20 protein-coding genes are annotated in these 22372 nt (G+C 61.6%); 15 read left to right on the top strand and 5 right to left on the bottom strand.

Annotated elements, in window-relative coordinates; genetic code table 11:
* Positions 1-135: 135 nt before the first annotated feature.
* Both A9971_RS21790 and A9971_RS21785 read right to left on the bottom strand, forming a co-directional pair.
* Positions 136-453: an XRE family transcriptional regulator gene (locus A9971_RS21790; protein ID WP_026020019.1), complete on the bottom strand. Its 318-nt coding sequence runs from the start codon at positions 451-453 to the stop codon at positions 136-138.
* Between the two features lie 106 nt (positions 454-559).
* Positions 560-1351 (bottom strand): helix-turn-helix transcriptional regulator, encoded by a 792-nt coding sequence (locus A9971_RS21785; RefSeq protein ID WP_011062784.1) that lies wholly within the window; start codon positions 1349-1351, stop codon positions 560-562.
* A 114-nt stretch (positions 1352-1465) separates the two neighbouring features.
* Between A9971_RS21785 and A9971_RS21780 the strand changes: the two genes are divergently transcribed.
* Both A9971_RS21780 and A9971_RS21775 read left to right on the top strand, forming a co-directional pair.
* Positions 1466-2281 (top strand): sulfite exporter TauE/SafE family protein, encoded by an 816-nt coding sequence (locus A9971_RS21780; protein WP_182999989.1) that lies wholly within the window; start codon positions 1466-1468, stop codon positions 2279-2281.
* A 121-nt stretch (positions 2282-2402) separates the two neighbouring features.
* Positions 2403-3602, top strand: a complete 1200-nt coding sequence (locus A9971_RS21775) for a hypothetical protein (protein ID WP_182999988.1) — start codon at positions 2403-2405, stop codon at positions 3600-3602.
* A 12-nt stretch (positions 3603-3614) separates the two neighbouring features.
* Here A9971_RS21775 and A9971_RS21770 read toward each other — a convergent pair whose 3' ends face one another.
* From A9971_RS21770 to A9971_RS21760, 3 genes are all read right to left on the bottom strand, one after another.
* A complete protein-coding gene (locus A9971_RS21770; protein WP_182999987.1) occupies positions 3615-4595 on the bottom strand; it encodes a hypothetical protein in 981 nt (326 codons plus the stop codon).
* Between the two features lie 156 nt (positions 4596-4751).
* The gene (locus A9971_RS21765; protein WP_011062780.1) at positions 4752-5999 is read right to left on the bottom strand and encodes a ribonucleotide-diphosphate reductase subunit beta; all 1248 of its coding nucleotides are present in this window, start codon (positions 5997-5999) and stop codon (positions 4752-4754) included.
* 750 nt (positions 6000-6749) lie between these two features.
* A complete protein-coding gene (locus A9971_RS21760) occupies positions 6750-7013 on the bottom strand; it encodes a DUF2790 domain-containing protein (protein ID WP_011062779.1) in 264 nt (87 codons plus the stop codon).
* Positions 7014-7424: 411 nt separating this feature from the next.
* Here A9971_RS21760 and acs point away from each other — a divergent pair, with 411 nt between their 5' ends.
* The 13 genes from acs to A9971_RS21695 all read left to right on the top strand — a co-directional run bounded on the left by acs (position 7425) and on the right by A9971_RS21695 (position 22371).
* Positions 7425-9380, top strand: coding sequence for an acetate--CoA ligase (acs, locus tag A9971_RS21755; protein ID WP_011062778.1), 1956 nt, complete (start codon positions 7425-7427; stop codon positions 9378-9380).
* A 603-nt stretch (positions 9381-9983) separates the two neighbouring features.
* Positions 9984-10760, top strand: a complete 777-nt coding sequence (locus A9971_RS21750; protein WP_011062777.1) for an ABC transporter substrate-binding protein — start codon at positions 9984-9986, stop codon at positions 10758-10760.
* Positions 10761-10852: 92 nt separating this feature from the next.
* Positions 10853-11542 carry an ABC transporter permease gene (locus A9971_RS21745; RefSeq protein ID WP_011062776.1) on the top strand — a complete coding sequence of 230 codons (690 nt, stop codon included), beginning with the start codon at positions 10853-10855 and terminating at the stop codon, positions 11540-11542.
* Positions 11539-12237 carry an ABC transporter permease gene (locus tag A9971_RS21740; RefSeq protein WP_011062775.1) on the top strand — a complete coding sequence of 233 codons (699 nt, stop codon included), beginning with the start codon at positions 11539-11541 and terminating at the stop codon, positions 12235-12237. The genes A9971_RS21745 and A9971_RS21740 overlap by 4 nt, the downstream gene beginning before the upstream one ends.
* Before the next feature lies 1 nt (position 12238).
* Positions 12239-13351 carry a succinylglutamate desuccinylase/aspartoacylase family protein gene (locus A9971_RS21735; protein ID WP_182999986.1) on the top strand — a complete coding sequence of 371 codons (1113 nt, stop codon included), beginning with the start codon at positions 12239-12241 and terminating at the stop codon, positions 13349-13351.
* A 23-nt stretch (positions 13352-13374) separates the two neighbouring features.
* Positions 13375-14139 carry an ABC transporter ATP-binding protein gene (locus A9971_RS21730; RefSeq protein ID WP_011062773.1) on the top strand — a complete coding sequence of 255 codons (765 nt, stop codon included), beginning with the start codon at positions 13375-13377 and terminating at the stop codon, positions 14137-14139.
* 112 nt (positions 14140-14251) lie between these two features.
* On the top strand, positions 14252-15232 hold the full coding sequence (argR, locus tag A9971_RS21725; RefSeq protein WP_011062772.1) for a transcriptional regulator ArgR: 981 nt from the start codon (positions 14252-14254) through the stop codon (positions 15230-15232).
* A gap of 362 nt (positions 15233-15594) precedes the next feature.
* Positions 15595-16815: an aspartate aminotransferase family protein gene (locus A9971_RS21720; protein WP_019093134.1), complete on the top strand. Its 1221-nt coding sequence runs from the start codon at positions 15595-15597 to the stop codon at positions 16813-16815.
* A 133-nt stretch (positions 16816-16948) separates the two neighbouring features.
* Positions 16949-17968: an arginine/ornithine succinyltransferase subunit alpha gene (aruF, locus tag A9971_RS21715; RefSeq protein WP_011062770.1), complete on the top strand. Its 1020-nt coding sequence runs from the start codon at positions 16949-16951 to the stop codon at positions 17966-17968.
* Between the two features lie 84 nt (positions 17969-18052).
* On the top strand, positions 18053-19081 hold the full coding sequence (gene astA / locus A9971_RS21710) for an arginine N-succinyltransferase (RefSeq protein WP_182999985.1): 1029 nt from the start codon (positions 18053-18055) through the stop codon (positions 19079-19081).
* Complete coding sequence (gene astD / locus A9971_RS21705) at positions 19078-20544, top strand: succinylglutamate-semialdehyde dehydrogenase (RefSeq protein ID WP_182999984.1); 1467 nt, start codon at positions 19078-19080, stop codon at positions 20542-20544. Before astA ends, astD begins: the two co-directional genes overlap by 4 nt.
* A gap of 136 nt (positions 20545-20680) precedes the next feature.
* Positions 20681-22027 carry an N-succinylarginine dihydrolase gene (gene astB, locus A9971_RS21700; RefSeq protein WP_011062767.1) on the top strand — a complete coding sequence of 449 codons (1347 nt, stop codon included), beginning with the start codon at positions 20681-20683 and terminating at the stop codon, positions 22025-22027.
* Between the two features lie 56 nt (positions 22028-22083).
* A complete protein-coding gene (locus A9971_RS21695) occupies positions 22084-22371 on the top strand; it encodes a hypothetical protein (RefSeq protein ID WP_011062766.1) in 288 nt (95 codons plus the stop codon).
* Position 22372 lies beyond the last annotated feature (1 nt).

Below are 22372 nucleotides of genomic sequence, written 5' to 3'. Positions count from 1 at the left end.
GGATGGTGACCATGGCATCCGCCGTTTGCGGCGCCATGAGGCTCGGATCAAAACCCTGGGCTGCCCGCCGGTTCGTCCGGGCTCGACCCCTCTGCCAGTACCGGCCTTGTGCGAGCACTTGCCCAGGCGGCTGGATCATTCGATCAGGGCGTAGTCGGGCCGCTCCATCGGGTTGGGAGTGGCTCCCTTGATGTTCATACCGCGGCCAGGGGTGAAGCCCGGGAAGAACACCAGGCCCTGGGCCTCAAGGCAGAACGCCAGGGCCAGGCGGGTTACGTCACGGACCTCGTAGCCCGCTTCGAAGCGCTGGATGGCTTGCACCGAGACCGCGGACTCGCGGGACAGCTGATCCATGTCCCAGCCCAGCATGTCCCGGGCCTGGGCACAGTGTTGCGGGGTGAATTGATAGAGAGCGATACGTTCCAGGGTGATTTTCATCGCGAGAGAGGCCATGGTTTTCTCCGGGAGGTTAGGCAGTGCGTTGGCTTTGTGCTGGATATTTGTACAGTTGTTTTGCGTCCGGATCAAACTCAATTTCTGCCACTGCGCCAGCCTTTGGTCACAAGGCTTTTCCAGGGGCTGGATGCTCTTGATTCAGGTAGGTGCTGGGGGATTGCCCCAGCACCCGACGGAACATGGTGGAGAACGCGCCAGGGCTGTCATAACCCAGGTCCAGGGCGATTCGGGTTACCGGCTCCGCGGCCGCCAGCCGGGCCAGGGCCTGGATCACGCAGGCCCGTTGCCGCCACTGCACGAAGCTCATATCGGTCTCCTGGCGAAACCAGCGATTGAAGGTACGCAGGCTGACATGCAGTCGGTCTGCCCAGTGCAGGGGGGATTGATGGACATCGGGCCGGGCGAGAAAAGCCCGGCACAGCTCCAGCAGTGGGCCGCCGGCCGGCAAGGGAATGTGCAGCGGCAGGCCAGGGCAACGCTGGATTTCGTGCAGCAGCAGGTTGATCAGCAGCCCGTCGCGCCCGTCCAGGTCGTATTCCAGGGGCATGTCCACTGCTTCCAGCAGTAGCTGGCGCAGCAGTGGCGAGATGCCGATGACCCGGCAGCCGCTGCTGTCCAGTGGCGCCGCGGCCGGCTCGATATACAGGCTGCGAGTGCTGACCCCAAGCATCAGCACCTCATGTTCCACCCCCGGTGGAATCCACACCGCCCGCTGCGGTGGCACCACCCAGTTGCCCTGATCGGTACTGACCTGCATCACTCCGGTGGCGCCATAGAGCAGTTGCGCCCGCCGATGCCGATGGCGCGGCAGGCGTTGCCCGTCTGGGTAGTCGGTGCCAATGGCGAGCACGGGGCGCGGGGTCTGATCCAGTTGGTCGATGGAGATATTGCGCATGCCGACACAGTCCCGTATTTGGCGTAAACGCAAACATTATTGGCCAATTTGCTGAAGCCGGCCAAGCGCTGGGGTTCTATCTTCCAGGGCGTCTACCTGAATGGAAACGCCTTGATGTTCTATCTACTGTTGGCACTTTTTGGTTGCATGACTGGCATCAGCGCCGTGCTGTTCGGCTTTGGTGGCGGGTTTGTGGTGGTGCCGCTGCTGTACTGGATGTTGCTCGGCAGCCAGGGCGCCGATTCGGCGGTGGGGCAGGCGGCGATGCATGTCGCGGTAGCCACTTCGACCTGCGTGATGATCGTCAACGCCCTGGTTGCCACCGGCAGGCACCAGCGCGCAGGCAATCTTGTCCGCCGCTATCTGTGGCCCCTGGGTGGCTATATCGGGCTGGGGGCGATAGTTGGCGCGGCGGGGGCCATGTGGGTGAGTGGCGAGGTGATCCGCTATGCCTTTATTGCCTACCTGGGCCTGACCATTGCCGACTGCCTGCTGCGCCGGGGGTTTCTTGAACAGTCGGTAGGGCAGAAAACCCGTGACCTGGGATCAGGCGAAACGCTCTTTGGCGGTGTAGGAATAGGCGTCATTGCTACCTTCCTCGGAGTGGGCGGCAGTGTCATGACAGTTCCCCTGCTACGTCGCTGCGGCCTGAGCATGACCCAGGCCACCTCCATGGCCAATCCGCTGAGTGTCCCCGTGGCGCTGGCGGGTACTGCGACCTATATAGCGCTGGCAGGCTATAGCCGCTTCGATCTGGGCCCCTGGTTTGTCGGTTACGTCGACCTGCTGGCGTTTTTTGTCCTCACCATCGGTTCGTTGCTGGGTATTCGTCTGGCCGCGCCCTGGATCGGCAGGATCCCTGACCGGGTACATGCGAGGGTTTACATCGGTCTGTTGTTTCTGGTGCTGCTGAGCATGTGCCTGAAGTGATAGAAGCGTCACGCTTGGCCGCTCGATTGTCCTGGGGCGCCGGTCCATAATTGCTTGTCGCTTACCCCAGGCCCAGGCGCTGCTGACGACGCTGGCGGCCTTTTCATGCAAGGGAGTTTCCATGTTCAACGGATTGATGCGCCAGATCCTCGGTGCCCTGTTGCTGTGTATCTACCTTCAGGGCCTGCAGGCCTCGCCCTCTCGACAGGTTCTCAGCGGCACTCTGGGCAAGATGCCGATTGTGCTGGAAATCAATACCGGCGATCCCAAGGACGTCACAGGACGATATTTCTATCAGAAGTATCACCATGATCTGGCACTCAACGGCACGCTTGTCGGGCAGGCGCTGGAGCTGCGGGAGGGAGGAGGCCGCCCTGACGATGAGCAGGCGGCCCTGCCCACCTTCAAGTTGCAGCAAACTGCCGATGGCTGGCAGGGGCAGTGGCAGGACTCCAAGGGCAAGACTCTCGATGTGCAGTTGTCCACGGCCAAGGCTGAGGCGCCCAAGCCGGATGCGTTGCCCTATCTGGCGCAGCTTTATCCGAATGATCTGTACGAATACCTGCGCCTGCAGGGCCTGGCCCTCAAGCAGGGCAAGCAGCAGAGCTTTATGGGTTACACCCTGCAATGGTGGAGCGAGCCAGGGTCGAAGCTGTCGATGTTCAAGGTGGTCGGCGGTTACCCGGAAGCTCAGCAACAGCGTCTCAATCAGTTGTTGATGGAGCGTCTGTGGCGCGAGGTGAGCGCCTACCACGAGTGCCTGCTGGGAGCCGGCTCCCAGGAGGGCGAATTCATGCAGACGGTAAAACCACAGTTCTTCTCACCGGCGGTACTGAGCGTGAATATCTCCACCAGCTATTCCTGCGGCGGTGCTCACCCGGACTTTGGCGACTCCCCCATGAATATCGACGTGAACAGTGGCCACCCGTTGTCACTGTCCGATGTGCTCTGGGTGGGGCAAGGCAAACCGCTATTGCACAGCGACCGCAATGGCAAAGGGGACACTCGTCTCACCGAAGCTGAGCGCACAGGCCTCTACGAATACACCCAGGAAAAACTGGCACCCTGGCTGGTCCAGCAGTTTCGCGCCTTGTACCCCGCCAAGATGCGCGAGCCGACCGACCCCGACGAGGGCTGCAACTACAGCGATGAGAGCGTCTGGGGCGATAACAGTTGGTACTTCACTCCCAAGGGGCTGTTCCTCAAGGCCTACTTTCCTCGGGTAGCGCGGGCCTGTGACGGGCCTGAGTGGGCGGTGTTGCCGTATGCGTTGGTCAGGAAGCACCCCGGGGCCGTCGCTCTGGAGCTGCCCAAGCATTGAAACCGAAGGAGGTTATTTTGCTTCCAGCCCCGGCGCCTCACGGATCACGAAGTGATCCAGGTTCTCGATATTGGCGCTGAAGACCCCGAAGGTCGACTCGGGGTCTTTCTTGCTCGGCACCTGCTTGAGTGCCGGCGTCACGCCATAGAAGAAACAGTACAGCTCCCGCTGGCTGTCGGCGGCGCCCTTGATCTCCTCGAGGAAGGCTTTGCGCTTGCGGTAGCTGTCGATCAGCTTCTTGCTCAGGTAGACATTGACCGAGTAGGGCTTCTTCTTGGTTTCGCCCTCGGCCTTGAACCAGACTTTCTGCTCGAAATCGATGCGAAAGCTTTGGGTGTAGTCCTTGATCTCCTTGATCTTGCCCCAGTAGATAAGCCCCTTGTTGTCCAGCAGGTACTCGATCTTCTTGAAGAATGAGGCGTAGCTGGCCGTGTGTTCGCCGACCTTCAGCGGCATGCGCTTGAGCAGTTCCTTGTCGTCGATGTTCGACACAAAGCACTCCACTGGGTGGGCGAAGACGCTGGTCTTGTCCGGGGTAGTGTCGCGCCCGGGATGGGGCTTGTGCGAACTGGCCTTAGCGGCTGGCGGAGTGTCCTGTGGGGCATCCACTGCCGCTTGGGGGCTGGCCGGCTTGCGCACGTATTCACGGCGGCTTAAGAGCAACTCCGAGGGGAAATGCTCCTCGCGTTCCTCTTCGGTCGCGGTGCCTTCCACGCTACCGGCGCTTTTGCTGACCCCATAAGGGCATCCTTCCATATGAAGCGTGGCGGGCAGGTTCTTGAAATGCGGCGTGCGGATGTAGTTGACGTTCTTGGCGTTGAAAGTGCCTAGTTGATTAGTGCTATCGAACGCTGCGCGGCATGCATCGTTGGGGCACTGGAAACTTTCCCTGGCCGAATCGAAGACCAGGGTTTCATCGAAATTCAGATCACGCACGTCATAGATCGACAACTTGTCGTCGAGGCTGATGCAGTACGCGGTATCGAATTTCATGGGCGCTTTGATCCTTAAGCGGAAGAGGGTTCTTTATAGCGGCAGGTCATGCAGCCTGCACGTACTTTGATGAACCAGTCCCTGTGTACATTGGTGCGGCCAATAAAAAAGCCCTGACCAGGTCAGGGCTTCTTGTTTGTGTCATTGATCCGGGAATCAATCCCAGCTCAAGGCGCCGCCAGTCTGATACTCGATCACGCGGGTCTCGAAGAAGTTCTTCTCTTTCTTCAAGTCCATGATCTCGCTCATCCATGGGAACGGGTTGGTGGTACCCGGGTACTCTTCCTTCAGGCCGATCTGCGACAGGCGACGGTTGGCGATGAACTTGAGGTAGTCCTCCATCATCGCGGCGTTCATGCCCAGTACACCGCGCGGCATGGTGTCGCGAGCGTATTCGATTTCCAGTTGGGTGCCCTGGAGGATCATCTGGGTCGCTTCTTCCTTCATCTCGGCATCCCACAGGTGCGGGTTTTCGATCTTGATCTGGTTGATCACGTCGATGCCGAAGTTCAGGTGCATGGATTCGTCGCGCAGGATGTACTGGAACTGCTCGGCGACACCGGTCATTTTGTTGCGACGGCCCATGGACAGGATCTGGGTGAAGCCGCAATAGAAGAAGATGCCTTCCAGAACGCAGTAGTAGGCGATCAGGTTGCGCAGCAGTTCCTTGTCGGTGTCGACGGTGCCGGTTTCGAACTTCGGATCGGAGATCGAACGGGTGTACTTCAGGCCCCAGGCGGCTTTCTTCGCGACCGATGGAATCTCGTGGTACATGTTGAAGATCTCGCCTTCATCCATGGCCAGCGATTCGATGCAGTACTGGTAGGCGTGGGTGTGGATCGCCTCTTCGAACGCCTGGCGCAGGATGTACTGGCGGCATTCCGGGTTGGTGATCAGGCGGTACACGGCCAGTACCAGGTTGTTGGCAACCAGGGAGTCGGCGGTGGAGAAGAAGCCCAGGTTGCGCATGACGATGCGACGCTCGTCGTCGGTCAGGCCTTCCGGGTTTTTCCACAGGGCGATGTCGGCGGTCATGTTGACCTCTTGCGGCATCCAGTGGTTGGCGCAGCCGTCGAGGTACTTCTGCCAGGCCCAGTCATACTTGAACGGCACCAGCTGGTTGAGGTCGGCGCGGCAGTTGATCATGCGCTTCTCGTCAACCGCGACACGGGCGGAAGAGCCTTCCAGCTCGGCCAGGCCTTCGGCGATGTCGAGCTGATCCAGAGACGCCTTGGCGCGGGCTACGGCAGCGGAGTCGCTGGCAGTCACGGCACGGGCTTCGAGAGCGGCGGCGCCACCGGCGCTGTCGAGGCGGTCCATGTTGGCTTCAGTAGCGTGGCCGGCGTTGGCGCCTTTGACCGCAACTTCACCTTCTTCTTTGTCGAATTCGTCCCAGCTCAGCATGACGTGTCGTCTCCTGCTCGAGGGCCAGATGCCCGTGTGAAAACAAAAGGGGTGGTTTTTCACACGGCACGCTGGCCGCGTTAAATCATTGGAAATCGTTTGTTGCAGCAGTGAACGCAGGCAATAAACAGAAATACGTGTCCGGGTGCCTGGTGACCGCTGTCGGGCGGAGCTTGGCGTGCCAGCTCCTGCGCAGGATTCAGCAGGTCGTTTTCATCCGGTAAGGGAATGTTGCAGGCCCGTTTTGAGGACGCATTATAAGGATATTTTCGGGGGCGTGGGGCGACCGATGGGCGCAGGCGAGCCCGAGAAGGGGGGGGACTTGGAGCAGAGCGCGGGTTTACAAGGCTTTGGCGGTTGAAGATTTTTTTTCACGCTTGAAAAAAACAGCCGGAAATGGCCAAAAAATAGCCAATTTTACTAGATGTTGTGTTTTTGCAAGCCTTTTTGAGGTTTTGAACACAACTCGAATCGCTCGGTCTTGCCTTGGGAAATCTCCTGGAGCAGGTCTTCAGGGGGTGGCCGGATTTCCTCCGTCGAAGCCGTCGCTGGAGTTGCTCGCAAGGTCGTGGGCGGTGCCATGAGGAGGCCATCAACCTCAGGAGGAAAGGTGCGTGCGATTGCCGGGCTCGCACGTCGTCAGGCTGAGGCCTTTTGCTGCCCATGGGTGGGTAGTCACCAGGCATCTGTGCCGCAAGAGGGATTTCTTGCGGCCGGCAGTCATCAAGGTATGTGCAATGAACTTTGCTATTAGCCGTTAGAGCAACCGTTGCCCATTACGCGATATTGAAGAATATGCCGCTGGCCGTGGGAGTCTTCATATTCCATGCGCGCTGGTACAACTTCGCATACTTCTGGAACTTCGCTCATGGAGATAACTTTGGCGATATCCAGATCAGTCGAGTAAGTGTATTCCTCTACCGGTACTTGCTGGTTGGCGACATCAGTCGGGATCTCATCAGCCATCGCGGTTACGCACAGACTGCTGAGGGCCAGAACTAATAAAGCTTTCATTTGCGTTTTACCTTTCTAAGGTCGTGTGAGGTCACGCAGCCTTTATGGGGCTGCGTGTGGAACTTGAGTAGAAGTTTGATTAACTGCCTTCGTGGGGGCTGCAACTTGGTTAATCAGATTGCCTGTTGGGCGAGGCAGATTTTAGGCGCGGGGGCCGCAGTCATATAGGCGTACTTTTGATAAACACCTTTGACAGTTTTTGTAACAATCGCCGAAAAAGGGCTGTTTGGCAGCTGGCTGGAACTTTTTTGGGTAGGGTGGATATCGCTGTAAGGCGCATTCTTGAAGGGGTTTGGCAAATGAAGCGGTATTTCGCAGGGGGTTGTTACTACCATCGTCGAATGGTTCTATAGACGCCCCCCGGCTACAACGGGGTCATACAAAAACAACTATGTCACCGAGGTAAGAAAGATGAGTGCGGCTTCTCTGTATCCCGTTCGTCCCGAGGTTTTGGCCAATACGCTGACTGACGAGGCGACCTACAAGGCCATGTACCAGCAGTCGGTCGTGAACCCGGACGGTTTCTGGCGCGAACAGGCCAAGCGTCTCGACTGGATCAAGCCTTTTACCACGGTGAAGCAGACCTCCTTCGACGATCACCATGTCGATATCAAGTGGTTCGCCGACGGCACCCTGAACGTCTCCTACAACTGCCTGGATCGCCATCTCGCCGAGCGCGGTGATCAGATCGCGATCATCTGGGAAGGCGACGATCCTTCCGAAAGCCGCAACATCACCTACCGCGAACTGCATGAGGAAGTCTGCAAGTTCGCCAACGCCCTGCGTGGCCAGGACGTGCACCGCGGCGACGTGGTGACTATCTATATGCCGATGATTCCCGAGGCGGTGGTGGCCATGCTGGCCTGTACCCGCATTGGCGCGATCCACTCGGTGGTGTTCGGCGGCTTCTCCCCTGAAGCCTTGGCCGGGCGCATCATCGACTGCCGCTCCAAGGTGGTGATCACTGCCGACGAAGGTATCCGTGCCGGCAAGAAAGTGCCGCTCAAGGCCAATGTCGACGATGCCCTGACCAACCCGGAAACCAGCAGCATTCAGAAGGTCATCGTGTGCAAGCGCACCGGTGGCAACATCAAGTGGAACCAGCACCGCGACATCTGGTACGAAGACTTGATGAAAGTCGCCGGCAGCGTCTGCGCGCCGAAAGAGATGGGCGCCGAAGAAGCGCTGTTCATCCTCTATACCTCCGGTTCCACCGGCAAGCCCAAGGGCGTGCAGCACACCACCGGCGGCTACCTGCTGTATGCGTCGCTGACCCATGAGCGGGTGTTCGACTACCGCCCGGGCGAAGTCTACTGGTGCACCGCCGACGTCGGCTGGGTCACCGGCCACACCTATATTGTCTACGGCCCGCTGGCCAACGGCGCCACCACCGTGCTGTTCGAGGGGGTGCCGAACTACCCGGATGTCACTCGGGTGGCGAAGATCGTCGACAAGCACAAGGTCAACATCCTCTACACCGCACCGACCGCAATCCGCGCCATGATGGCTTCGGGCACCGCTGCCTGCGAAGGGGCCGATGGCAGCAGCCTGCGCCTGCTGGGCTCGGTGGGCGAGCCGATCAACCCGGAAGCCTGGGACTGGTACTACAAGAACGTCGGTCAGTCCCGCTGCCCGATCGTCGACACCTGGTGGCAGACCGAAACCGGCGCCACCCTCATGAGCCCGCTGCCGGGGGCGCATGCCTTGAAGCCGGGTTCCGCAGCGCGTCCGTTCTTCGGCGTGGTGCCGGCCCTGGTGGATAACCTGGGCAACATCATCGAGGGCGCGGCCGAGGGCAACCTGGTGATTCTCGACTCGTGGCCAGGCCAGGCACGGACCCTGTACCGCGACCACGATCGTTTCGTCGATACCTACTTCAAGACGTTCCGTGGCATGTACTTCACCGGTGACGGCGCCCGTCGCGACGAAGATGGCTACTACTGGATCACCGGTCGGGTGGACGATGTGCTCAACGTCTCCGGGCACCGCATGGGTACCGCCGAAATCGAAAGCGCCATGGTTGCGCACCCGAAGGTCGCCGAAGCGGCGGTGGTGGGCGTGCCTCACGACATCAAGGGGCAGGGCATCTACGTCTATGTGACCCTCAATGGTGGCGAAGAGCCGAACGAAGCCCTGCGCCTGGAATTGAAGAACTGGGTGCGCAAGGAAATCGGGCCGATCGCCTCGCCGGACGTCATCCAATGGGCGCCGGGCCTGCCGAAAACTCGTTCCGGGAAGATCATGCGGCGGATTCTGCGCAAGATCGCCACGGCGGAGTACGACGGTCTGGGCGATATCTCGACCCTGGCTGACCCGAGTGTGGTGCAGCACCTGATCGATACCCACAAGACCATGAACGTCGCCTGAGGCGGTTTTCGAGTCACCCAGCCCCGCCCGGCCCTGTGCTGGGCGGGGCTTTTTTGTGCGGTGGCGATGGGCCGCAAAGCCCTCTGCGTGGCTGTTGCAGGTGCCGGCTTGCCCGCGAGGAAGGGGCGAATAAATATCGGATTTATCCCTTCGGTGTATCCGAATGTTACCGGTACGGCCGAAGATGTAACCTCGCGCCTACTTTCGGGGCAATGGGAAACGCCGGGCCCCATTTCAGGGCCTTTTATACCCTTATAAAAAATAAGTCATCACGCTGCGCTTGCCGGAATAGAAGGCTTTGCCAATAATAGGCCCGCAATTTGCAGCATAGATCGGTTCCCCGTCTTTCGCTCTTGCATAGAATTGAAGAGCTGTCAATGCGCTGGCCAGGCATTCTCGATGCTTCTGTAATTTGTTGTCGCATTGAGGAAATATCGGCTTCCAGCCTGTCGTTAGAATGCCGGTCACTCGCTCGTCGTTGCCTGTGTGTGAGCCCCTTGCGGGCTGCCCGGGCCGCAGCGCCGCTATTTGCTGTTTCACCCATTCGCATATTGGGCTGTCGCTCACTCTGCCGTTTTCGCCCTTTACCGATGGAGTTCTAAGATGAAGAAACTCGTGCTTCTTGGCGCCCTGGCACTGTCCGTGCTGTCCCTGCCGACTTTCGCCGATGAAAAGCCGCTGAAAATTGGTATCGAAGCGGCTTACCCTCCGTTTGCCTCCAAGGCGCCGGACGGCAGCATCGTCGGTTTCGACTACGACATCGGCAACGCCCTGTGCGAAGAGATGAAGGTCAAGTGTGTCTGGGTCGAGCAAGAGTTCGACGGCCTGATCCCGGCACTGAAGGTTCGCAAGATCGACGCCATCCTCTCGTCCATGTCGATCACTGACGATCGCAAGAAATCCGTGGACTTCACCAACAAGTACTACAACACCCCGGCGCGTCTGGTGATGAAGGCCGGTACCCAGATCAGCGACGGCCTGGCCGAGCTCAAGGGCAAGAACATCGGCGTGCAGCGCGGTTCGATCCACGAGCGTTTCGCCCGTGAAGTGCTGGCTCCCCTGGGTGCGCAGATCAAGCCTTACGGCTCGCAGAACGAAATCTACCTGGATGTGGCCGCCGGTCGCCTCGACGGTACCGTGGCGGACGCTACCCTGTTGAATGACGGCTTCCTGAAGACCGACGCTGGCAAGGGCTTCGCCTTCGTCGGTCCGGCCTTCACCGACGTCAAATACTTCGGCGACGGCGTAGGGATCGCCGTGCGCAAGGGCGACAAGGCCGATCTGGACAAGATCAACGCCGCCATCGCTGCCATTCGTGAGAACGGCAAGTACAAGCAAATCCAGGACAAGTACTTCGACTTCGACATCTACGGCAAGTAAGACCGTCGAATCAGTCAGTCCGAGATGGCGCAAGCAGCAGAGTCTCTGAAGTTTGCGCCATTTTTTCATCCCAATTTTCGAGGACCTGAATCATGTTGAAAGGCTACGGGGCTGTCATCCTCGATGGCGCTTGGCTGACGCTTCAGCTCGCCTTGTCGTCCATGGCCCTGGCCATTGTTCTGGGTCTGATCGGGGTTGCGCTGCGCCTCTCGCCGGTGCGCTGGCTGGCCTGGCTGGGCGACCTGTACTCCACGGTAATCCGCGGTATTCCCGACCTGGTGCTGATCCTGCTGATCTTCTACGGCGGCCAGGATCTGCTCAACCGGGTGGCGCCGCTGCTGGGTTATGACGATTACATCGACCTCAATCCGCTGGCGGCCGGTATCGGCACCCTGGGCTTCATCTTCGGTGCCTACCTCTCCGAAACCTTCCGTGGCGCCTTCATGGCGATCCCCAAGGGGCAGGCGGAAGCCGGCATGGCCTACGGCATGAGCAGCTTCCAGGTGTTCTTCCGGGTGATGGTGCCGCAGATGATTCGCCTGGCGATTCCCGGCTTCACCAACAACTGGCTGGTACTGACCAAGGCGACCGCGCTGATTTCCGTGGTGGGCCTGCAAGACATGATGTTCAAGGCCAAGCAGGCGGCGGATGCCACTCGCGAGCCATTCACCTTCTTCCTTGCAGTGGCGGCGATGTACCTGGTGATCACCAGTGTCTCGTTGCTGGCACTGCGTTACCTTGAGAAGCGCTACTCGGTAGGCGTAAGGGCGGCTGATCTATGATCTTCGACTACAACGTCATCTATGAGGCCCTGCCGCTGTACTTCGGCGGCCTGCTGACCACCCTGAAACTGCTGGCGCTGTCGCTGTTCTTCGGTTTGCTGGTGGCGCTGCCCCTGGGGCTGATGCGGGTGTCCAAGCAGCCGCTGGTGAACATGACAGCCTGGCTCTACACCTATGTGATCCGCGGCACGCCGATGCTGGTGCAGCTGTTCCTGATCTACTACGGCCTGGCTCAGTTCGAAGCGGTGCGCGAGAGTTTCCTCTGGCCCTGGCTGTCCAGCGCGACCTTCTGCGCCTGCCTGGCCTTTGCCATCAACACCAGCGCCTACACCGCGGAAATCATCGCCGGCAGCCTCAAGGCCACGCCCAATGGCGAGATCGAGGCGGCCAAGGCCATGGGCATGTCGCGCTACAAGATGTACCGCCGCATTCTCTTGCCGTCGGCTCTGCGCCGAGCGCTGCCGCAGTACAGCAACGAAGTGATCATGATGCTGCAGACCACCAGTCTGGCATCCATCGTGACCCTGATCGACATCACCGGCGCGGCGCGCACGGTCAACGCGCAGTACTACCTGCCGTTCGAGGCCTACATCACCGCCGGCGTGTTCTACCTGTGCCTGACCTTTATCCTGGTGCGCCTGTTCAAGCTGGCCGAAGGCCGCTGGCTGCGCTACCTGGCGCCGCGGAAGCACTGATATGGAACGCATCGATCATCCATTGCCCTGGAATCACCTGGGTAGCGAGCGGCATATCTCGGTGTTCCGTTTCGGCAGCGGCGAGCGCAAGGCCTATATCCAGGCCAGCCTGCATGCTGACGAGTTGCCGGGCATGCGTACTGCCTGGGAGCTGAAGAAGCGCCTCGGCGAACTGGAAGCCCAGGGGGCTCTCAACGGCGTCATCGAGCTGGTGCCGGTGGCCAACCCGCTGGGCCTGGGCCAGTTGCTGCAAGGCAATCACCAGGGGCGTTTCGAGGCCGGCAGCGGCAAGAACTTCAACCGTGATTTCGTCGAGTTGAGCGAGCCGGTCGGCCAGCGCCTGCAAGGGCGCCTGGGGGATGATCCGCACGCCAATGTGCGCCTGATTCGCCAGGCCATGGCCGAGGTGCTGGCTGAGCTACCGCCGGCGTCCAGCCAGTTGCAGGGCATGCAGCGGGTGCTCCTGAGCCATGCCTGCAGCGCTGATGTGGTGCTGGACCTGCATTGCGATGCCGAGGCGGCGCTGCACATGTATGCATTGCCGCAGCATTGGCCGCAGTGGCGCTCCCTGGCCGCGCACCTGGATGTGAAGGTCGGTCTGCTGGCGGAAGATTCCGGTGGCAGCTCGTTCGACGAAGCCTGCTCGTTGCCCTGGTTGCGCCTGTCGCGGCAGTTCCCTGAAGCGCAGATCCCCTTGGCTTGCCTGGCAACCACCCTCGAGCTGGGCGGCCAGGCCGACACCGGGCGGCCTCAGGCCCAAGCGCACGCCGAAGGCATCCTGGCGTTTCTTGCCGAGCAGGGGTTGATTGCCGGTGATTGGCCGGCCCCCGGGCGTGAAGCCTGCGAGGCCATGCCTTTCGAAGGCACCCAGCTGCTGTATGCGCCGCACCCCGGCGTGGTGAGCTTTCTGCGTCCGGCCGGTAGCTGGGTGGAGGCGGGCGAGCCGGTTTTTGAAGTGATTGATCCCCTATCCGATCGGGTCAGCACGGTGTGTGCTGGCACCAGCGGCGTGCTGTTCGCCGTTGAGCGGCTGCGTTATGCCCAACCCGGTTTCTGGCTGGCCAAGGTGGCGGGGCGCGAAGCGCTGCGTCGCGGGCGCTTGCTCAACGACTGACTGTTTTTGTGAGAACCGACCGCATGTACAAACTTGAAGTCCAAGACCTGCATAAGCGCTATGGCAGTCACGAAGTGCTCAAGGGCGTGTCCCTGAAGGCCGCAGCTGGCGATGTAATCAGCATCATCGGCTCCAGTGGCTCGGGCAAGAGTACATTCCTGCGCTGCATCAACCTGCTGGAGCAGCCCCATGCGGGCAAGATCCTGCTGAACAACGAAGAGCTGAAGCTGGTAGCCAACAAGGACGGCGCCTTGAAGGCCGCCGATCCCAAGCAGTTGCAGCGCATGCGCTCGCGCCTGTCGATGGTGTTCCAGCATTTCAACCTGTGGTCGCACATGACCGCGATTGAAAACATCATGGAAGCGCCGGTGCATGTGCTGGGTGTGTCCAAGGCCGAGGCTCGCGAGAAGGCCGAGCACTACCTGGCCAAGGTCGGTGTGGCGCACCGCAAGGATGCCTATCCGGGGCACATGTCCGGTGGCGAGCAGCAACGGGTGGCGATTGCCCGGGCTCTGGCGATGGAACCGGAAGTCATGCTGTTCGACGAGCCGACCTCGGCCCTGGACCCGGAACTGGTGGGCGACGTCCTGAAGGTCATGCAGGCCCTGGCCCAGGAAGGCCGGACCATGGTGGTGGTGACCCACGAAATGGGCTTTGCCCGTGAGGTGTCCAACCAGCTGGTGTTCCTGCACAAGGGTGTGGTGGAAGAGAGCGGCAACCCGCGTGAAGTGCTGGTGAACCCGCAATCAGAACGTTTGCAACAATTCCTCTCGGGCAGCCTCAAGTAATAGCTGCCGTTGTGCACCAAATTAGGTCATGCTGCGCACCGCGCGCCAGATGGTCTAACTTGGTGCTGCCGCCCTTGGCTTCTCACCTTGTTTTCGTTTCGGATTGCCCGCCATGACTGCCCATCGAATTGGTTTCCTGATTTGGCCCAGCACTAAAGCCTTGACGCTGGCGCTGGCTGAGGAGGCCTTGCGTGTTGCCCAGCGGGTGCACCCGGAAGTGGTCTATGAGCTGGCTTTCCTGCAGGCTGAGGCCCCGGCCGAAGGCGCCTGGCAACTGCCGGGCGAGCCTTGGGCGGGCAAGCTGGAAGGTTGTCAGAAACTGTTCCTGCTGGCGGACGAGCCGCCGGCGCCGATGAGTTCCGGCTTGAGCAGTGCCCTCAAGCAGCTGGTGCGTGCCGGCTGTGTGATTGGTGGGTTGTCAGCCGGGGTTTACCCCTTGGCACAACTGGGGTTGCTCGATGGTTATCGGGCAGCGGTGCACTGGCGCTGGCAGGATGATTTCGCCGAGCGTTTTCCCAAGGTCATCGCCACCAGCCATCTGTTCGACTGGGACCGTGATCGCCTGACCGCGTGCGGTGGCATGTCGGTACTGGACTTGCTGCTGGCGGTGCTGGCCCGGGATCATGGCGCCGAGCTGGCCGGTGCGGTGTCCGAGGAACTGGTGGTGGAGCGCATTCGTGAAGGCGGCGAGCGCCAGCGTATCCCGCTGCAAAATCGCCTGGGCTCCAGCCATCCGAAGCTGACCCAGGCAGTGCTGCTGATGGAGGCCAATATCGAGGAGCCGCTGACCACCGACGAGATTGCCCAGCACGTCTGTGTTTCCCGTCGTCAGTTGGAGCGGATCTTCAAGCAGTACCTGAACCGCGTGCCCAGCCAGTATTACCTGGAGCTGCGCCTGAACAAGGCCCGGCAGATGCTGATGCAGACCAGCAAGTCAATCATTCAGATCGGCCTGTCCTGTGGTTTTTCTTCCGGCCCGCACTTCTCCAGCGCTTATCGCAACTTCTTTGGCGCCACCCCGCGTGAAGATCGCAATCAGCGGCGCAGCAGCAGCCCGTTCGAACTCTCCTCCGTGCCTTCCGAGCGCGGCTGACCCCGTATTGTAGGAGCCGGCTTGCCGGCGAATCCCACAGGCCACCCGCTCGCCCGCAAAATCCCGTTCGACGCCCTCTTGTCGTAACGTCGATAACCTTTTCGAGATTTGGGGCCGCCCGCCACGTAACTACCTGGGTAATTACCTTGGGCAAATTGCCCGGCAAATCTGCCGCTGAGGCTGTGCGCAGTTTAAACTGCGCCTTTGCGACGCTATTTGTCGCATTGCCATAAACCCGCTTAAAACCTGGGTTGGCGCTATAAGAAGTTGTCGCTTGGCGACAAGGCCGGGCACAAAACTGTCCTTACAATCCCTCCATCGCTCGCCAGTTTCAGGCGGGTGTTCCTCTTCAGGAGACTCCGATGTCCGTTGAGCAAGCTCCGGTGCAACGCGCCGATTTCGACCAGGTGATGGTTCCCAACTACGCACCTGCGGCCTTCATTCCTGTGCGTGGCGCGGGGTCCCGAGTATGGGATCAGTCGGGTCGGGAACTGATCGACTTCGCCGGCGGCATCGCGGTCAACGTACTGGGCCACGCCCATCCGGCCCTGGTAGGCGCACTGACCGAGCAAGCGGGCAAACTGTGGCATGTGTCCAACGTCTTCACCAACGAGCCGGCCCTGCGCCTGGCCCACAAGCTGATCGACGCCACCTTCGCCGAGCGCGTGTTCTTCTGCAACTCCGGCGCAGAAGCCAACGAGGCCGCCTTCAAGCTGGCCCGTCGCGTGGCTCACGATCGTTTCGGCGCCGAGAAGTACGAAATCATCGCCGCCCTGAACAGCTTCCACGGTCGTACCCTGTTCACCGTGAACGTGGGTGGCCAGTCCAAGTACTCCGATGGCTTCGGTCCGAAGATCACCGGCATCACCCATGTGCCGTACAACGATCTGGCCGCCCTGAAAGCCGCGGTTTCCGACAAGACCTGCGCCGTGGTGCTGGAGCCGATCCAGGGCGAGGGCGGCGTGCTGCCGGCCGAGCTGGCCTACCTGCAAGGCGCCCGCGAGCTGTGCGACCAGCACAACGCGCTGCTGGTGTTCGACGAAGTGCAGACCGGCATGGGCCGCAGCGGCGAGCTGTTCGCCTATCAGCATTACGGCGTGACCCCGGACATCCTCACCAGCGCCAAGAGCCTGGGCGGCGGTTTCCCGATCGCGGCGATGCTGACCACCGAAGCGCTGGCCAAGCACCTGGTAGTCGGCACCCACGGCACCACCTACGGCGGCAATCCGCTGGCGTGTGCGGTGGCCGAGGCGGTGATCGACGTGATCAACACCCCACAGGTGCTCAATGGTGTGAAAGCCAAGCACGACCGCTTCAAGACCCGTCTGTTGCAGATCGGTGAGAAGTACGGCCTGTTCACGCAAGTCCGCGGCCTGGGCCTGTTGCTCGGCTGCGTGCTCAGCGAGGCTTGGAAGGGCAAGGCCAAGGACGTGTTCAACGCGGCCGAGAAAGAAGGCCTGATGATCCTGCAAGCCGGCCCTGACGTGGTGCGCTTCGCGCCGAGCCTGGTGGTCGAGGATGCCGATATCGACCAGGGCCTGGACCGCTTCGAGCGCGCCGTGGCGAAATTGACTCAAGCCTGATCCAGGGCGGCGGTGCTTCTCGGCGCCGGCCTTTGCGGCCGGCGTCGAGCCTAATTCCTGTGCCGGGCTATCCCGGCATTTTTTTCCCTGAGTCGGACGGTTTCCGACCTGTTTTAGAGTAAGGAGTGACACCATGCTGGTGATGCGCCCCGCGCAAATGGCTGATCTGGGCGAGGTACAGCGTCTGGCTGCAGACAGCCCGATTGGTGTCACCTCCTTGCCGGATGATGTGGATCGCCTGAGCGACAAGATCGCCGCAAGCGAGGCTTCGTTCGCCGCTGAAGTGAGCTTCAACGGTGAAGAGAGCTACTTTTTCGTCCTGGAAGACACCGACAGCGGCAAGCTGGTGGGCTGCTCGGCGATTGTCGCCTCGGCCGGCTACTCCGAACCGTTCTACAGCTTTCGCAACGAAACCTTCGTCCACGCCTCCCGCGAGCTGAAGATCCACAACAAGATCCACGTCCTGTCCCAGTGCCACGACCTCACCGGCAACAGCCTGCTGACCAGTTTCTACGTGGTCCCGGAGCTGGTGGGCTCGGCCTGGTCGGAGCTCAACTCCCGCGGCCGCCTGTTGTTCGTCGCCAGCCACCCGGAGCGCTTCGCCGATTCGGTGGTGACCGAGATCGTCGGCTACAGCGATGAGCATGGCGACTCGCCGTTCTGGGATGCCATCGGGCGCAACTTCTTCGACCTCAACTACGCCGAGGCCGAGCGCCTGTGCGGCCTGAAAAGCCGGACCTTCCTCGCCGAGCTGATGCCCCATTACCCGATCTACGTGCCGCTGCTGCCGGATGCGGCCCAGGAAGCCATGGGCCAGGTGCACCCGCGGGCACAGATCACCTTCGACATCCTGATGCGCGAAGGTTTTGAAACCGATCACTACATCGACATCTTCGACGGTGGCCCGACCTTGCATGCGCGGGTTTCGGGCATCCGCTCGATTGCCCAGAGCCGCGTGGTGCCGGTGAAGATCGGTGAGGCAGCCAAGGGCGGCGGCCGCCAGTACCTGGTCTCCAACGGCCAGTTGCAGGATTACCGCGCGGTGTTGCTGGAGCTGGATTACGCCCCGGGCAAACCGGTGACCCTGGACCTGCAAGCCGCCGAAGCCCTGGGCGTCGGCGAAGGCGCCAGCGTGCGCCTGGTGGCGGTTTAACGCCTGCTTTCACTACCTGGAAAGCAAGCCTAGAAGCAGCGAGTTTCGCGCAGGCCGCCAGCGGCCTGCGTCTGAGGAGATAGCATGATCGTTCGTCCCGTACGCAGCAGCGATTTACCCGCGCTGATCGACCTGGCCCGCAGCACCGGCACTGGCCTCACCACCTTGCCGGCCAACGAAGAGCGCCTGACCCACCGGGTCGGCTGGGCGGAAAAGACCTTTCGCGGTGAAGCCGAGCGCGGCGATGCGGACTACCTGTTCGTGCTGGAAGACGACAACGGCCGGGTGGTGGGCATTTCCGCCATCGCCGGCGCCGTCGGCCTGCGCGAGCCCTGGTACAACTTCCGGGTCGGCCTGACGGTCAGCGCCTCCCAGGAGCTGAACATCTACCGCGAGATCCCCACGCTGTTCCTGGCCAATGACCTGACCGGCAACTCCGAGCTGTGCTCGCTGTTCCTGCATGCCGACTACCGCACCGGCCTCAACGGCCGCATGCTGGCCAAGGCGCGGATGCTGTTCATCGCCGAGTTCCCGCAGCTGTTCGGCAACAAGATCATTGCCGAGATGAGGGGCATGTCCGACCAGAATGGCCGCTCGCCGTTCTGGGAAAGCCTGGGCCGGCACTTCTTCAAGATGGAGTTCAGCCAGGCCGACTACCTGACCGGTGTCGGCAACAAGGCCTTCATCGCCGAGCTGATGCCCAAGTTCCCGCTCTATACCTGTTTCCTGTCCGAAGATGCGCGCAACGTCATCGGCAAGGTTCACACCGACACCGAGCCGGCGCTGGCCATGCTCAAGAGCGAAGGCTTCAGCTACCAGGGCTATGTCGACATCTTCGACGCCGGCCCGGCGGTGGAGTGCGAGACCAGCAAGATCCGCGCAGTGCGTGACAGCCAGGCGCTGGTGCTGGCCATCGGCACCCCGGGCGACGACGCCACGCCGTTCCTGATCCACAACCGCAAGCGCGAGGACTGCCGCATCACCGCGGCTCCGGCGCGCTTTGCCGCCGGCACCCTGGTGGTCGATCCCCTGACCGCCAAGCGCCTGCAACTCAACGCCGGCGACCAGGTCCGCGCGGTTCCGCTGTCTGCTTCTCGGGAGTCGAAACAATGAGCACGCTGTACATTGCCGGCCAATGGCTGGCCGGCCAGGGCGAGGCCTTCACCTCGGTCAATCCGGTGACCCAGGCGGTCATCTGGTCGGGTAACGGTGCCACTGCCGCACAAGTGGAGAGCGCCGTGCAGGCTGCCCGCCAGGCGTTTCCGGCCTGGGCCAAGCGTTCCCTGGAAGAGCGCATCAGCGTGCTCGAAGCCTTTGCCGCCAGCCTGAAGAGCCGTGCCGACGAACTGGCCCGCTGCATTGGCGAGGAAACCGGCAAGCCGCTGTGGGAAGCTGCCACCGAAGTCACCAGCATGGTCAACAAGATCGCCATCTCGGTGCAGAGCTACCGCGAGCGTACCGGCGAGAAGAGCGGCCCGCTGGGCGACGCCACCGCCGTGCTGCGGCACAAGCCCCACGGTGTGGTAGCGGTGTTCGGCCCCTACAACTTCCCTGGCCACCTGCCTAACGGGCACATCGTTCCCGCTTTGCTGGCCGGTAACAGCGTGCTGTTCAAACCCAGCGAGCTGACGCCGAAAGTCGCCGAGCTGACGGTGCAGTGCTGGATCGAAGCCGGCCTGCCGGCCGGTGTGCTGAACCTGCTGCAAGGCGCTCGGGAAACCGGCATCGCCCTGGCGGCCAATCCGGGTATCGATGGGTTGTTCTTCACTGGTTCCAGCCGCACCGGCAATCATCTGCACCAGCAGTTCGCCGGGCGCCCGGACAAGATCCTGGCCCTGGAAATGGGCGGCAACAACCCCCTGGTGGTGGAGCAGGTCGCCGACCTGGACGCCGCGGTGTACACCATCATCCAGTCCGCCTTCATTTCTGCCGGTCAGCGTTGTACTTGCGCGCGGCGCTTGCTGGTGCCGCAAGGCGCCTGGGGTGACACGTTGCTGGCGCGCCTGGTGGCGGTCAGCGCGAGCATCGAAGTCGGCGCGTTTGACCAGCAGCCCGCGCCGTTCATGGGCTCGGTGATTTCCCTGGGCGCCGCTCGCGCGCTGATGGATGCGCAGCAGCAGTTGTTGGCCAACGGCGCCGTAGCCTTGCTGGAAATGACCCAGCCCCAGGCCCAGGCCGCCTTGCTGACCCCGGGCATCCTGGACGTTAGCGCCGTGGCCGAGCGCCCTGATGAGGAGCTGTTCGGGCCGTTGCTGCAAGTGATCCGCTACGCTGATTTCGATGACGCGATTGCCGAGGCCAACAACACTCAGTACGGCCTGGCGGCCGGCCTGTTGTCGGACTCTGCCGAGCGCTACCAGCAGTTCTGGCTGGAAAGTCGAGCAGGTATCGTCAACTGGAACAAGCAGTTGACCGGCGCCGCCAGCAGCGCGCCATTCGGTGGCGTGGGGGCCTCGGGCAACCATCGGGCCAGTGCCTATTACGCGGCGGACTACTGCGCGTACCCGGTGGCTTCCCTGGAAACCCCGAGCCTGGTGCTGCCGAGCGCGTTGACGCCGGGTGTGCGCCTGTCCTGATTGGCGTGGCCTTTTCGCCGGCAAGCCGGCTCCTGCAGATCTGTGCAGGAGCCGACTTGCCGGCGAACGAGCGCACCGCGTTCGCCATGTGTAGATATCGATTGCCTATAACAAACAGATTCGTGGAGCCTCGCTGATGAAATCCTATGAAGTCAATTTTGACGGGCTAGTGGGGCCGACCCATAACTACGGCGGCCTGTCCTACGGCAACGTTGCCTCCCAGAGCAACAGCCAGCAGGGCTCCAATCCCAGGGAAGCGGCGCTGCAAGGCCTGGCGAAAATGAAAGCGCTGATGGAAATGGGCTTTCAGCAAGGCGTGCTCGCCCCGCAAGAGCGCCCGGACGTGGCCGCCCTGCGCAACCTGGGTTTTGCCGGAACAGACGCCCAAGTCATCCAGCAGGCCGCCAAGCAGGCGATGCCATTGCTGGTCGCCAGTTGCTCGGCATCGAGCATGTGGGTGGCCAACGCCGCCACGGTCAGCCCCAGTGCCGACACCGCCGATGGCCGTGTGCACTTCACTGCCGCCAACCTCAACTGCAAATACCACCGCAGCATCGAGCACCCCACCACCAGTCGCGTGCTGGGGGCCATGTTCGCTGACCAGAAGCACTTCGCCCATCACGCGGCCCTGCCGGCGGTAGCGCAGTTCGGCGACGAAGGCGCCGCCAACCACACGCGCTTCTGCCGTGACTATGGGCAGGCCGGCGTGGAGTTCTTCGTCTTCGGTCGCAGTGCTTTCGATACTCGCTACCCGGCACCGCAGAAGTACCCGGCGCGCCAGACCCTGGAAGCTTCCCAGGCCGTCGCCAGGTTGCATGGTCTGAGCGAGGAAGGGGTGGTCTATGCCCAGCAGAACCCTTCGGTGATCGACCAGGGCGTGTTCCACAACGACGTGATCGCGGTGGGCAATGGCGAGGTGTTGTTCTATCACGAGGACGCCTTCCTCGAGACCGATAAGATGCTCGCCGAGTTGCAGGGCAAGCTGGGCAAGCGCGGCGGCAACTTCCAGTCGATCTGCGTGCCGCGTTCGCAGGTGACGGTGGAAGATGCCGTGCGCTCCTACCTGTTCAACAGCCAGTTGCTGTCACGCGCCGACGGCTCGATGCTGCTGATCGTGCCCGAGGAATGCCGCGGCAACGAGCGGGTCTGGCAGTACCTGCAAAGCCTCACCAGCTCTGGCGGGCTGATTCGTGAAGTGAAGGTCTTCGACCTCAAGCAGAGCATGCAGAACGGCGGTGGCCCGGCGTGCCTGCGCTTGCGCGTAGCGCTCAAGGAAACCGAGCTGGCGGCGGTCAATCCTGGGGTTATCATGACCGCGCCGTTGTACGACACCCTGACCCAATGGGTCGGCAAGCACTATCGCGACCGCCTGAGCGAAAGCGACCTGGCGGACCCGCAACTGCTGCTTGAGTGCCGGACGGCACTGGATGAACTGACGCAAATCCTTAAACTGGGCGCGGTTTATCCCTTCCAGATCAATTGAAAGCCAGCGCCCGGCGATCCCGGGCGCGCAGCTTTACCCCAGATGAGAACTGACCCATGAGCGATACCCTGCAGCTGATCCTTGAAGACACCGACGGCACTCAGCTGGAAACGTCCTGCACCCGTTTCGCCGTGCTGTGGCAGGGCAAGGAAGTGTGGATCCAGCAGGACGGCCGCGGCCAGCTGCTGATCGGCGTGGATGTGGAAGAAGGTGATGCGGAATACGCCAGCCTGCTGCTGCGCCCGCTGGCGACCAACCTGGTCAGCCTGCAACTGGAAATGGAGCCGGCCGACGCCGGTGACGATGATCACGTGCACGGCCCTGACTGCGGCCACGCTCACTAAG

It is taken from the genome of Pseudomonas sp. UME65 (assembly GCF_014170225.1).
Classification (GTDB): domain Bacteria; phylum Pseudomonadota; class Gammaproteobacteria; order Pseudomonadales; family Pseudomonadaceae; genus Aquipseudomonas; species Aquipseudomonas protegens.
The sequence above is the reverse complement of the archived record's forward strand: the minus strand, read 5'-3'. Positions and strand labels throughout refer to the sequence as shown.

Excerpts from the sequence above, each read along its gene's own strand:
- A9971_RS21790 (WP_026020019.1), bottom strand. The coding sequence starts at position 453 with ATGGCCTCTCTCGCGATGAAAATCACCCTGGAACGTATCGCTCTCTAT.
- A9971_RS21785 (WP_011062784.1), bottom strand. The coding sequence starts at position 1,351 with ATGCGCAATATCTCCATCGACCAACTGGATCAGACCCCGCGCCCCGTG.
- A9971_RS21780 (WP_182999989.1), top strand. The coding sequence starts at position 1,466 with ATGTTCTATCTACTGTTGGCACTTTTTGGTTGCATGACTGGCATCAGC.
- A9971_RS21775 (WP_182999988.1), top strand. The coding sequence starts at position 2,403 with ATGTTCAACGGATTGATGCGCCAGATCCTCGGTGCCCTGTTGCTGTGT.
- A9971_RS21770 (WP_182999987.1), bottom strand. The coding sequence starts at position 4,595 with ATGAAATTCGATACCGCGTACTGCATCAGCCTCGACGACAAGTTGTCG.
- A9971_RS21765 (WP_011062780.1), bottom strand. The coding sequence starts at position 5,999 with ATGCTGAGCTGGGACGAATTCGACAAAGAAGAAGGTGAAGTTGCGGTC.
- A9971_RS21760 (WP_011062779.1), bottom strand. The coding sequence starts at position 7,013 with ATGAAAGCTTTATTAGTTCTGGCCCTCAGCAGTCTGTGCGTAACCGCG.
- acs (WP_011062778.1), top strand. The coding sequence starts at position 7,425 with ATGAGTGCGGCTTCTCTGTATCCCGTTCGTCCCGAGGTTTTGGCCAAT.
- A9971_RS21750 (WP_011062777.1), top strand. The coding sequence starts at position 9,984 with ATGAAGAAACTCGTGCTTCTTGGCGCCCTGGCACTGTCCGTGCTGTCC.
- A9971_RS21745 (WP_011062776.1), top strand. The coding sequence starts at position 10,853 with ATGTTGAAAGGCTACGGGGCTGTCATCCTCGATGGCGCTTGGCTGACG.
- A9971_RS21740 (WP_011062775.1), top strand. The coding sequence starts at position 11,539 with ATGATCTTCGACTACAACGTCATCTATGAGGCCCTGCCGCTGTACTTC.
- A9971_RS21735 (WP_182999986.1), top strand. The coding sequence starts at position 12,239 with ATGGAACGCATCGATCATCCATTGCCCTGGAATCACCTGGGTAGCGAG.
- A9971_RS21730 (WP_011062773.1), top strand. The coding sequence starts at position 13,375 with ATGTACAAACTTGAAGTCCAAGACCTGCATAAGCGCTATGGCAGTCAC.
- argR (WP_011062772.1), top strand. The coding sequence starts at position 14,252 with ATGACTGCCCATCGAATTGGTTTCCTGATTTGGCCCAGCACTAAAGCC.
- A9971_RS21720 (WP_019093134.1), top strand. The coding sequence starts at position 15,595 with ATGTCCGTTGAGCAAGCTCCGGTGCAACGCGCCGATTTCGACCAGGTG.
- aruF (WP_011062770.1), top strand. The coding sequence starts at position 16,949 with ATGCTGGTGATGCGCCCCGCGCAAATGGCTGATCTGGGCGAGGTACAG.
- astA (WP_182999985.1), top strand. The coding sequence starts at position 18,053 with ATGATCGTTCGTCCCGTACGCAGCAGCGATTTACCCGCGCTGATCGAC.
- astD (WP_182999984.1), top strand. The coding sequence starts at position 19,078 with ATGAGCACGCTGTACATTGCCGGCCAATGGCTGGCCGGCCAGGGCGAG.
- astB (WP_011062767.1), top strand. The coding sequence starts at position 20,681 with ATGAAATCCTATGAAGTCAATTTTGACGGGCTAGTGGGGCCGACCCAT.
- A9971_RS21695 (WP_011062766.1), top strand. The coding sequence starts at position 22,084 with ATGAGCGATACCCTGCAGCTGATCCTTGAAGACACCGACGGCACTCAG.